Source organism: Nostoc sp. 'Peltigera membranacea cyanobiont' 213 (assembly GCF_002245975.1).
In the GTDB taxonomy this organism is placed as follows: domain Bacteria; phylum Cyanobacteriota; class Cyanobacteriia; order Cyanobacteriales; family Nostocaceae; genus Nostoc.
Genome location: NZ_NOLI01000016.1, coordinates 13,366 through 25,188 on the forward strand (window position 1 = coordinate 13,366; position 11,823 = coordinate 25,188).

Consider the following 11,823-nt stretch of genomic DNA (forward strand, 5'->3'; position numbering starts at 1 on the left):
TGGGGGTAAATGAGGAATAAACAATCAATCCCCCATTCCCAATTCCCAATGCCCAAATTAATTAGGAGTCACAACCATGTCCGTTGAACAACGCTCTTACAATAGTTCCTTGCCCTATCTTTTCTCGCCTGTTTCTGACAATGCCAAGCAACCTGCATGGCTAGTTTCCCTGAGCCGTCGCAACACTGCCTTAGTTGTCTGACGCACAAAACCCCAAAAGTCAGTGCAGAAGAATCAGCGCTCTAGGACTGGGGAGTGAGAGACAAAAGAAAAGTTTTCTCAATTCCCCATTCCCCATTTCCAATTAGCAATTAGCAATTCCCATGACTTTACCAACAACCAATCTCGGAAAAACAGGATTAACCGTCTCCCGCCTTTGTCTCGGCACCATGACCTTTGGATTGCAGACTGACGAAGAAACTTCTAGAGATATCCTCGATACTGCCGCCGATGGCGGAATTAACTTTTTAGATACAGCCGATGTTTATCCACTTGGCGGCGGACTTGCCACTGCTGGGCGTACCGAAGAAATCGTTGGACGCTGGCTGAAAGGCAAACGCGAACATTTTATCTTGGCTACCAAGTGCGTTGGTCGAGTCGGCCCTGCACCTTGGGATCGGGGGGCTTCGCGCAAACATATTCTAGATGCGATCGATGCTTCCTTGCGACGACTGGGAACCGACTATATCGACCTGTACCAATTGCACTCTGACGATACCTCCACCCCACTTGATGAAACTCTGGAAGCGCTGGACGCGGTTGTTCGTGCTGGCAAGGTACGCTACATCGGGGTTTCCAACTTCTTAGCCTACCGACTCGCCCGCGCCTTGGGTCGCGCCGAGACGCGCAATCTAACCAGATTCGTCTCAATTCAGCCCCGCTACAACCTGTTGTTCCGTGAAATTGAGCGAGAACTATTGCCCCTGGCGAAAGAAGAAGGATTGGGTGTAATTCCTTACAATCCCTTGGCGGGTGGTCTGCTCACCGGCAAACACATTCTCGCTGAAGGCCCCACCACCGGTACACGTTTCACGCTAGGCGCTGCCGCAGAACGTTATCAAGATCGCTACTGGCACGATCGCGAATTTAATACTGTCGAAGAATTACGCACAGTCGCCGATCTCGCCGGATTGTCTCTCGCCACCCTAGCAGTAGCTTGGGTTTTATCTAATCCCATTATCACTGCCCCCATCATCGGCGCTAGCCGCCCACAACAACTTGCTGACAACCTCAAGGCAGTGGAACTAAAACTCGACGACAGTTTGAAACAAAAATTAGACGACATAACCGCCGAATACCGCAGGGGAGATTCTCTGCGTTAGAGATTAAGGGAGTGAGGACATGGCAAATAATCAACACAATTAATAATTCGTAATTCGTAATTAATTTTACGAGGAGGATTTATATGTCGATACAAAACTTGCCGCCTGTTACAAGTAGTGGACTTAAATCCCCATAATTTGTTAATTACAAATGATTTTATTTAACACCATAAAACAACTTACCCTAATACTAAAAAATTAACCAATAGATAGAAACCTAGATTCAATCTGACTCTTTTAACTACGAATTACGAATTACTAAGCGAGTGGATTGCTTCTCATGACAAAAAAGACCAGACAATTCAAATCTTTTCAACGTGCTGCCGATGCACCAAACCTGCCATCAACTCCATTCAGGTTCATTTTGTATTTCGTTAACCAGTTTCGCTGGTGGTATGTGTTAATGGCGATCCTGGAGGTAATACATGCAACCTGTGGCATTATGTTGCCCTATGCCATTGGTGAGATCATCCGGGGCGTGACGAAATCAACGGGCGACGGCAAGCCCATTTTTGATGCCATGAGGCAACCCCTGATGCTGTTCACCGCTTTGAGTGTGGGTGAAGTGGTATTTGGGCGATCGGCTGGACTCTTGCAAACCATCCTTCATCCCATCCACCGACAGCATATTGTGCGATCGCTCTATGCCTACTTACAACACCATTCCCATCGCTACATGAGCAGCAGTTTTTCCGGGGCTTTGGCACATCGGATTAGCGAAACCTCTCTGGGTGTTACTCAGACGATGCAAATGATGATTACTGAATTTATGCCAGTAATCGTTGTGTATACCGTCGCCACGACAATACTGTATCGCGCCTATCCTCCATTGGCTGCACTCGTGGGGATATGGGCAGTTCTCTTCATCAGTATTTCGTTCTGGCTGGCAACTCGCTGCCGAATTTACTCCCGAAAAGCCGCAGCCGCTAGAAGTGAGACAACTGGCATTATTGTAGATGCAGTAACAAATCTCACCAGTAGCCGATTGTTTGCCCGTTTGGGTTTTGAACGACGCTATTTGAATGAGCAATTAGGACGCGAAATCAAACAGGTAAGAAAATCCAATTGGTACTCGGAGCGAATTCGCTGGTTTCAGTTCATCTCGGCAGCCATTTTGAAAATCAGTACTTTGTATTACTCGCTCTCTCTCTGGAGTCAAGGGAAGATCGCTACTGCTGATTTCGTCGTCGCAACCAGCCTGTCGCTATTGATTATCAGTGAAGCCCGGAATTTGAGCCGCCGCTTTCTGGAGTTTTTTGAACATATTGGTAATGTCGCCAATGGTGTTTTGATTATCGTTCAACCCCACGAGTTGATTGATCGCGATCGCGCGATCGCCCATCCAATTACTCAAGGTAAGATTGAATTTCGCCGCGTGAACTTCAACTACTCGGATGAAAAGAAAGTTTTTACCAACCTTTCTGTCACCATTCAACCGGGACAGCGCGTTGGATTGGTAGGTTTCTCTGGTTCTGGAAAATCCAGCTTTGTCAATCTGATTCTGCGTTTGTTCGACCCCCAATCTGGACAGATTATCATTGATGGGGTCGATATTCGAGATATGACTCAGGATGCTCTACACGCTCAAATCAGTTTGATTCCTCAAGATCCGTCTCTGTTCCATCGCACTTTGCTAGAAAATATTCGTTACGGACGCTTAGATGCAACCGATGAGGAAGTGTTCGAGGCGGCGCGAAAGGCTAATGCTCACGATTTCATCATTCAAAGTCAGGATGGTTACAATTCTCTGGTGGGCGAACGTGGTGTCAAGTTATCTGGAGGGCAGAGACAACGGATTGCGATCGCACGGGTAATTCTCAAAGACGCACCGATCCTGATCTTAGATGAAGCTACCTCTAGCCTTGATTCAATCACCGAAAAAGCAATCCAAGATACCCTCGACTTAGTAATGAATGGAAAAACGGTCATTGTAGTGGCTCATCGACTATCTACCATCGTCCATCTAGATCGGATTTTGGTGTTCGACAAAGGTCGCATTATCGAAGATGGTTCCCATACCAAACTGCTGGCACTTGGCGGGGCTTACCACAGGTTATGGAAAATGCAAGCGGGTGGATTTCTCCCAGAAAATCTTGGTGAGGAACGCATACATGAAGTTCGTACTAATACAGATAACGTTCAAAAGGGAATTATTGCTTGACATTTGCCACAAGTTGAGGGTTATTTACAAATTTACAGCAGATTCCCAACAAACGTGCTACAGAAGTAGGGTGTGTTATGCCGGAGGCTAACGCACCCTGAGTTGTCAAAAGGCAAAATAAAGAAAATAAAGAAAAATGTTCTCAAGCCCCTAAATTTATTTATGGGGATTATTTTTTTACCACTATGACTTCAGATACCCAAGCCATTTTTGATACCCTGGCTGACAAAGGATCTCCTATTGACTGGAATCGTTTGCTGGTCGAAATCTTAACTGCTTTCGACTGCTCTACAGGTACTATTCATACCCTAGATCGGGAAAGTCAGTTATTGCACCTAAAGGCTTACCAAGGCATTCCAGAATTCCTGTTGCCTAAAATGACGGTAATTCCCATCGGCAAAGGGATGGCCGGTATTGCCGCCGAACGTAAGCGACCCGTACAAATTTGTAACCTGCAAACTGATGAACAAGGAGTAGTCAGACCCTCGGCAAAAGAAACCGAGGTAAAAGGCTCTATCACAGTGCCGCTTATCGAGAACGATCGATTGCATGGAACCTTGGGCATTGCCAAGCTGCTTCCCTACGAATTTACTCCCAAAGAAGAAGAGACGCTGATGAAGATTGGAGAAGCAATTAGCCGGAAAATTGTCAGTTAACAGGAGTAGTTATAGGGGTTGAAGCCTACTTTTCCGTGATTAGGTTTGCGATCGTCGAAGGCGGGGCTTCGCCCATCGCAGTTTGCCTTAAAATTTGTGGATAACTTGGTTTACTGCTCACTGTAGAGACTCATCCAATATAAATTACAGCGTAGTCATAGCATCTGCCCTTCTAGTTTTCAGTGGGCGTAAAGTTGTCTAGCTACTCAATGTTTTTTATACAATGAACTTGTTGAGTTCCTTTACTAATAAATGCACAGTTGTTGATGGATTGTCTTTGGCTGGAATCTGAGGATTATATTGTTTAAGAAGATTCTCAGCATTTTTAATAGCAATAGATTGCTTCTCAAATAGCTCATCATAAATTGTTTCGCTATTCTTCTGATATGTTCGACCAAATAAAGAAGTTAACTTCCTCAGATAATCACTTCGAGGAATACCACTATTGAGATATTCAAAATGCAGAATATACCATAATTCAAATGATTCATTAGAATAAGCTACTTCAAAACCCTGATCTTTAGCATTTTTAATAGCATTATTAAAATCTTCTGTAGTCCAGGAATCACGATCAAAAACACACCAAACCCGATCGTACTCTCCTTGCTTCTTCAGTTCCTTAGCACTTTGCACCAGTTTACTTGGATTCTCTCCTAAACCTTGCACGTCTATTTCAGCAACATTTTTAGGAACACGAAAACTTCTAAAGTAATTAGGTTCGATTTTTGCTCCTTCACATACAATCAGGAACCTCTGTCTAATTTCCCTCGTATTAACTTTTCTTGGTAAGTATCCAGAAGAGTTTATCTTTCTTTTAGACATGAGCATCGATTAGATGATTCAAATTTCCGATATATGGAATTGCGCCATATCTACCTTGAATATAATCACTCTCAAATGAAGCATCATTACTTATATTGTATTCTGCTAGAGAGTACAAATCTGTTGCACCATATCTATTTTTTTCAGTAAACCAAATCTGATCTCTACGAAAAAGCTTCTTATTAAGTAAATTGGTATCGTGGGTCATAAATATTAACTGAGCATTATTTGGATTCGTTTCGTTAGAATTAAATAATTCCACAATTGCACGGCTGATCAAAGGATGAATTCTAGCATCGAATTCATCAATGATGAGAAGTTGACCATTTTTCAGTGTGTCAACAAGAGGCCCTGCTAAAGAAAAGACTTTTTTAGTACCCTCAGATTCTTGCTCATCTAAATCAAATACCTCTATAGATACGAGATTTCCTTTGCCATCAAATTTTTGATGTGTGGTTTGAACTGATGATAATTTTCCTTCCCCATTTTTTAAAATTAAGTTCTTTAGTTCATCTGGCAATTCTTTAGGTAAAGAATCAGCAGTAATTTCACTTTCTTCTATTTTAAGATCGCTAAATCCCAAATCTAATTTTTTGAGCAGTTGAAGAATCTCATCTTTGTTTTCATTATTCATTAAACAACTAACTGTATATCCTCGATAGCCTCTATCATTTAAAGTAGAGATAAGCGCAACTTTGTTTGTCAGCCAATCCAAGATTTTCTCTGCAATCTGGACATTAAATTGAGCAGATACAGACAAAAAGAGAGCATTGTGTCTTGTCTTTTGCTGAATGCCATCAGCTTTATATGTTTTAGAAACACTGAACTTGCCGAGGTTTCGCTCAAAAAGTTTAGTTTCTTTTGATTTAGGGACATAAAATAACCATTCAGAAACAACTTTGTCACGAGTTGCCTCGAATCCATATCTATATCTCTTGCCATTCATTAAAAATACAATTTCAAAAAAAGATGGTTTTTCTTCGGTTTCAGTGTTGAGTTTAAATCGCTCAACACCTATTTTTTCAGTACTTTGAGTCTCTTTAGAAGAATTAATCATGAACCATCTCATGAAACCTAAAGCTGTAGCAAGGTTACTTTTACCACTGGCATTTGCACCGTATATTGCGGCGCTTTTAAGTAGTTTTAAATCATTATCTATTTCAAAAACGTTGTTTTTTTCGAGCTTTTTGTTTTCTGCAACAAGGTTGGCTGCCACCATACTAAAGGTGACTTGCTCTTTAAAGGATCTGTAGTTACCGACACTAAATTCAATAAGCATAGTATGAAGTTTAAGCTTCAGAGAGAAATCTGTGAATAAATCATAATTTACTGCTTTAAGAGTAGCAATAATTGGTTGAAAATGCTAAGTTATAAGATTGTTTTTACTGTGTACAGATGTACTGTTATTAAACTATACGGCACAATAAACGCCTGCACGGGACGATTGGCGGTTTTGTTCCAAAAGCTAACGCTAGACATCTAGAAGTGAAGCAAAGGTTTATGTACAAGAAAATTACTTCAGAGTTCAGCAATTGCTAAAGCTTTTTGGTACAGTATTCTAGAAAATCCATATCACGAGAAAGGCGATCGCTAATTGCAATTGCCAGTTTATTGCTAAAAATCTAGAACGCAGTTGCAATGATCAAACGCCTGCTTGTAGTAGAGTCTCCGGGAAAAGTCAAAAAACTCAGTCAAATTCTGGGTTCGGATTGGAAAGTTCTCGCTAGTTGTGGGCACATCCGCGAACTCAGCAACGAAGGGGATGATTCCTTGGGCTTCGTCATGGACGGCAGTAATGTCCGATGCAATTACGTCCCGCGTGACCAACGAGCGAAAGAAACAATCCAGAAGCTCAAGTCTGCGGTGAGGCAGGTTGATGAAGTTGTTTTAGCAACCGATCCAGATCGAGAAGGTGAAACCATCGCTTGGCATCTCAAAGAAACACTGGGTTTAAGGGAACCGAAACGAGTAATTTATACTGAGATTACAGCATCGGCGGTGCAGAGTGCGATCGCTAATCCTAGAAAACTAGACCAAAATTTAATCGGTGCTGGGTTGTGTCGAGATTGCCTAGACAAGTTGGTAGGCTACAAGGGTAGTCCTTTAGTTTGGGCATTAAATAATGGCGCTAAGAGTGTTGGCAGAGTCCAAAGCGCGACGTTGCACTTAATTTGTCAGCGAGAAAACGAAATTCTGGCTTTTGTCCCCCAAGATTACTGGAGTGTCTGGGTAGATTATGCTGAAGGATTTCGGGCTTTTTACAAAGGGACGGTCGATTCTGCAAAAGATGCAGCAGAACAAGAAACTGAAACTCACGATGACGCAAAGGTTGGGAATAGTCCAGAAACACCAGAATCTAAACGCGTTCTTTCGGAAGCAGAGGCAACACGTTTAGTTGAAGAAGCAAAGCGACATCCCCATCAGGTGATTCATTTTGAAGGAAAAATCGTTAACCGCCAGCCACCGCCACCATTTACAACTTCCAGCCTTCAGCAAGCAGCCGGTTCAAAGCTGAGGTTTGCTCCCGATAAAACTATGGTTGTTGCCCAAAAGCTCTATGAGGCTGGGCTGATTACATATATGCGAACAGATTCAGTAATGCTGAGTCCAGAATTTTGTGCCAGCGCCCGTAAATGGTTAGAGCAAAACGATCCGCCTAATGTACCGCCGCAAGTTGCCAAGCATCGCAGTAGCAAATCGGCTCAAGAAGCACATGAAGCGATTCGACCAACTGATGTATTTCGTCCCTCAACTCAGTTGCGCTTAGAACTTCCTGATGATGAGTTTAATCTCTATGTAACGATCTGGAAACGGTCAATTGCTTCTCAATGTAAGGCTGCCCAATTGCGTAAAACTTTGGTGATTACTCAATCTGGTTCTCTACTGTGGTCAGCGAGAGGGCAAGTAATTGAATTTTACGGTTATGCACGGTACTGGAACAATCTCAGCAAGGATAGTATTTTACCTTCATTACAACAGGGACAAGCATTGAAATTGGAGAATGCTGGACACGAACAGAAGCAGACTCAGCCACCACCGCGTTATAGCGAACCCAAATTAGTGCAACTGATGGAACGTAAAGGAATTGGTCGCCCAAGTACCTATGCTCCTACTATTGCTACCTTAAAAAAACGAAATTATGTTGAGTTGAAAAAAGACCATCTGCAACCGACAGCGTTAGGGTTAGAAGTTGATGCGTTTTTGCTCAAAGCACTGCCAGATTTACTAGAGGCGGAATTCACCGCAAAAATGGAAGATGCCCTTGATGCCATTTCCGAAGGAAAGAATTCTTGGCAACATTATTTAACTAGTTGGAATCAGAATTACTTTGTACCAGCACTTACCAAAGCTAAAACTGTAGTTGCGAGTTCCCCAACAGGTAAAGCTAATGTGATAACTGAGCGTAAATATGAAACTTCCAGGACGCGATGCCCTGAATGCAAAAGTTTCCTCGCCAAAATCCCAAGTACTAAGGTTAAAAAGAAATATTTCCTCAAATGCACAAAAGGCTGTGAAAATGTCGTGCTATTTTGGAGCGACTTCAACAAAACTTGGCAGCCACCACAAACTAAAACAGTCCAAGCTGAGAATCAACAAAAGCCTCCTGTGAAGATGACGGCATATTCCTGTCCAGTATGTAAGAAACCTCTAGAAGAATACAGTTACATTAAAGAGGGACAGAGTAAGACAATGTTGCGATGTTGTGACCCACAAGCACGTAAGGATACTAAACATAAAGATGTGGCTTATTTCAGTACACAAAAAGGGTGGTGGAGTCCTAAGTTTGGGGAGATATCAAAAACTTAACATTCTATTAGACTGCTAACTAAGAAGGCTGTAAATTGATAGGAGATATTTTTTTCAAACTTTCAGATTCTTGTGCAGCATTCCAAAGATCGTAGTTTTGCTGAAGATTCAACCAAAGTTCTGGAGTCGTTTGAAAAGCTATTGCTAAACGAAGCGCCATAGTGGGAGAAACACCAGCTTGCTCATTTACAATTTCTGAAACTGTTTTACGCGAGACATCTAAAATCTCAGCTAGCTGAGTATTGGTCATCTTTAAAGGTTCTAAATATTGACGCTTAATCAAAGCACCAGGATGTCTCGGCTTTCTTTTAGTTATCATAATCAAATTCCTAGTGATAATCTTCGTAATCAACAACGTAAGCATTACCATCTTCAAATTGAAAGGTTACACGCCAATTTCCAGATACTTTTACCGACCATTCATTTTTTCGATCGCCTTTTAACTGGTGAAGCCTAGAACCTGGGTATCTCATGTCCTCAACTTGAGAAGATGCATGAAGTCTATCAAGAATATCTAGTAATTTTTCTGCGTGTTTAGGCTGAATACCGCTTCTATCATCAAGTTCAAAAAGCTTTTCTAGTCCTTTATGCTTAAACGTCTTAATCACTGTTTTAATCGTAACCCCAAGGGTTACATTTGTCAACTGTACATATATTACTCGGTTAGTTGTAATTTCCGATCAAAAACAAGATCGCATCTCGCGTTGCCTCAATTAGCAGCTTATATCCGAAAAAAATTACCCATCACGAATGCCTTCAAACACCTTCGGAGTCAAATCGTTGTAGGCTTTGGATCGCAGGGTCTACAGTCTAACAATGAAAATAAATCGACACGGACGCGCCAAGGTTCTAACGCAGTCAGAGATGCAGGGTAAATATGCCAATTTTGGCAAAATATAGTAATAAATCTGGTGAGCCAAAAAAGCTCACTCCATAACCTTTTTGAATTCTTAATTTGGAATTCTGCGTAGCGGTACTAAGTATTTATCAACACGAACTGACTTTAGTAGCAAGTTGTGCGGGGTTCATCTGCTCGTAGTGTTCAAAGGGTTGGTGAATCCAGGGGTTGTCAGGCAAGTAATCGACATAATAATTGGGTGCTATAACTGAACAGGCTTTATACCAAAGAACGGCGGTGCGAATTTCCTCAATTGGGGAATCAGTATTTTGCTTGAGCCAAGGTATAGTCTGTTCTAGTGTGATTCCAGAGTCTACTAAGTCATCTACTAGGAGAATGCGCGAACCTAACGTTTCGGCAGTCATTGTCAAGTGGCGGGAGAAAATTAAATTACTTCTTTCTTGCTTACCAGCGCCACTGTAAGATGAGGTTGCTAAAATTGCCAGTGGTTGCTGGTATATTCGGGAAAGAATATCTCCTACTCGCAGTCCTCCTCTAGCAAGACAGATAATCTGGTTGAATTCCCAACCGGATTGATAAATCTGGATAGCCAGTTGTTCAATTTTTTGGTGATAATCTGACCAAGAAACGTAAAGGTCTGGCATAAGTCTAACGGGAGTGGTAGATAGCTAGTATTGAAGGCGTGCAGATTTTTTATTTTAGTATGAGTGCAAAGTTTTATGAATGATTCTGCTGCTGATGGCGATGCCCAACGAGATATTCTCAGTGAAAAACTCGACTTAAAAACAAAGCTGGCTTACGGTGCAGGGGATTTAGGGCCAGCAATTACTGCAAATATCTCTGTCTTTTATCTGCTGATTTTCTTTACCAGTGTTGCTGGTATCCCTGCGGGTTTAGCTGGCACCATTTTGATGATTGGCAAAATCTGGGATGGAATAAACGATCCGCTTGTCGGGTTCCTGACTGATAAAACAAAATCTCGGCGTTGGGGCCGTCGTCTTCCCTGGATGTTTTATGGAGCAATCCCCTTTGGAATTTTCTTTTTCTTGCAGTGGATTGTACCGCGATTTAGTACAAATCAGGGTAATAATATTTGGCCGCTGTTCTGGTATTACGTAGCAATTGGGATTCTATCTCAGTCTTTTTACACGGTTGTGAATTTGCCTTATACGGCGATGACTCCAGAACTAACTCAAGATTACGACGAACGCACCAGCCTTAACAGCTATCGCTTTACATTTTCCATTGGTGGCAGCATTCTGTCATTGATTTTAACGGGAATTGTTTTTTCGCAGATTGCCGATCGCCAACAACGATATCTGGTTTTAGCGGCAATTTGTACTGTCATTTCGATTTTAGGATTATATTGGTGCGTTTTTGGAGTCCGCGATCGCATCCTGGCTTTTGAGGCCAAACGCATCCTAGCCGAAGAACCTGCATCTCTCCCCTTCGGCGAACAGCTAAAAATTGTCTTTAGTAACCGACCTTTTTTATTTGTTATTGGTATATATCTTTTTTCTTGGCTAGGTGTGCAGATAACAGCCAGCATTATTCCCTATTTTGTAGTCAATTATATGGGTCTCAAAGAAGAATCAGATGTGCCCATGATTCTGATTGCAGTGCAAGGAACTGCTCTGCTGATGCTATTTGTCTGGGGGGCGTTGAGTAAAAAAATCGGCAAAAAAATTGTTTATTTTCTAGGAATGAGTTTGTGGATAATAGCAGCGATCGGACTATTTTTCTTACAACCTGGTCAAATAGTTTTGATGTATGTGATGGCTGTTATGGCTGGTGTTGGTGTCTCCACAGCTTATCTAATTCCCTGGTCGATGATTCCAGATGTGATTGAATTAGATGAACTCCAAACCGGACAACGGAGAGAAGGCATTTTTTATGGCTTCATGGTTTTGCTACAAAAATTTGGTTTAGCTTTTGGGCTGTTTTTGGTGGGAAATGCTTTGCAAGTAGCCGGTTTTAAAGCATCTGTAGCCGGAAGTCCACTACCCATCCAACCAGAATCGGCACTGTTGGCTATTCGTATTGCCGTTGGCCCCATACCTACAGTTTGTTTGCTTTGTGGCTTAGTTTTAACGTATTTTTACCCAATTACCCGCGAGATGCACGCAGAGATCGTGCTGAAACTCAAAGAACGGCAAGAGAAGAAAAATAATTCGTAATGGGCCTTAGCCCATTACG

The 11,823-nt window shown here is 42.1% G+C and carries 11 protein-coding genes; 6 read left to right on the forward strand and 5 right to left on the reverse strand.

Annotation, left to right across the window (positions count from 1 at the left end; translation table 11 throughout):
- The first annotated feature begins 76 nt into the window (after nt 1-76).
- The 4 genes from CDG77_RS38445 to CDG77_RS07130 all read left to right on the forward strand — a co-directional run bounded on the left by CDG77_RS38445 (nt 77) and on the right by CDG77_RS07130 (nt 4,139).
- Entirely contained in the window at nt 77-202 is a 126-nt protein-coding gene (locus CDG77_RS38445; protein ID WP_262985137.1) for a hypothetical protein, read from the forward strand.
- A gap of 121 nt (nt 203-323) precedes the next feature.
- Entirely contained in the window at nt 324-1,322 is a 999-nt protein-coding gene (locus tag CDG77_RS07120; RefSeq protein WP_094328702.1) for an aldo/keto reductase, read from the forward strand.
- 280 nt (nt 1,323-1,602) lie between these two features.
- Complete coding sequence (locus CDG77_RS07125; RefSeq protein WP_094328703.1) at nt 1,603-3,483, forward strand: ABC transporter ATP-binding protein; 1,881 nt, start codon at nt 1,603-1,605, stop codon at nt 3,481-3,483.
- 185 nt (nt 3,484-3,668) lie between these two features.
- Nucleotides 3,669-4,139, forward strand: a complete 471-nt coding sequence (locus CDG77_RS07130) for a GAF domain-containing protein (protein WP_094328704.1) — start codon at nt 3,669-3,671, stop codon at nt 4,137-4,139.
- Nucleotides 4,140-4,355: 216 nt separating this feature from the next.
- Here the strand turns inward: CDG77_RS07130 and CDG77_RS07135 are convergent, their stop codons facing one another.
- Nucleotides 4,356-4,961 carry an RloB family protein gene (locus CDG77_RS07135; protein ID WP_094328705.1) on the reverse strand — a complete coding sequence of 202 codons (606 nt, stop codon included), beginning with the start codon at nt 4,959-4,961 and terminating at the stop codon, nt 4,356-4,358.
- Nucleotides 4,954-6,240 carry an AAA family ATPase gene (locus CDG77_RS07140; protein WP_181154096.1) on the reverse strand — a complete coding sequence of 429 codons (1,287 nt, stop codon included), beginning with the start codon at nt 6,238-6,240 and terminating at the stop codon, nt 4,954-4,956. Before CDG77_RS07140 ends, CDG77_RS07135 begins: the two co-directional genes overlap by 8 nt.
- Before the next feature lie 359 nt (nt 6,241-6,599).
- Between CDG77_RS07140 and topA the strand changes: the two genes are divergently transcribed.
- Nucleotides 6,600-8,768: a type I DNA topoisomerase gene (topA, locus tag CDG77_RS07145; RefSeq protein ID WP_094328706.1), complete on the forward strand. Its 2,169-nt coding sequence runs from the start codon at nt 6,600-6,602 to the stop codon at nt 8,766-8,768.
- A gap of 19 nt (nt 8,769-8,787) precedes the next feature.
- On the opposite strand, the gene CDG77_RS07150 is transcribed toward topA, so the two are convergent.
- From CDG77_RS07150 to CDG77_RS07160, 3 genes are all read right to left on the reverse strand, one after another.
- Nucleotides 8,788-9,087 carry a HigA family addiction module antitoxin gene (locus CDG77_RS07150; protein WP_094328707.1) on the reverse strand — a complete coding sequence of 100 codons (300 nt, stop codon included), beginning with the start codon at nt 9,085-9,087 and terminating at the stop codon, nt 8,788-8,790.
- Nucleotides 9,088-9,097: 10 nt separating this feature from the next.
- Nucleotides 9,098-9,376 carry a type II toxin-antitoxin system RelE/ParE family toxin gene (locus tag CDG77_RS07155; protein WP_094328751.1) on the reverse strand — a complete coding sequence of 93 codons (279 nt, stop codon included), beginning with the start codon at nt 9,374-9,376 and terminating at the stop codon, nt 9,098-9,100.
- A gap of 379 nt (nt 9,377-9,755) precedes the next feature.
- Nucleotides 9,756-10,271, reverse strand: coding sequence for a phosphoribosyltransferase (locus CDG77_RS07160; RefSeq protein WP_094328708.1), 516 nt, complete (start codon nt 10,269-10,271; stop codon nt 9,756-9,758).
- Between the two features lie 75 nt (nt 10,272-10,346).
- On the opposite strand from CDG77_RS07160, the gene CDG77_RS07165 reads away from it, so the two are divergent.
- Nucleotides 10,347-11,804, forward strand: coding sequence for an MFS transporter (locus tag CDG77_RS07165; protein ID WP_094328709.1), 1,458 nt, complete (start codon nt 10,347-10,349; stop codon nt 11,802-11,804).
- Nucleotides 11,805-11,823: the final 19 nt, after the last annotated feature.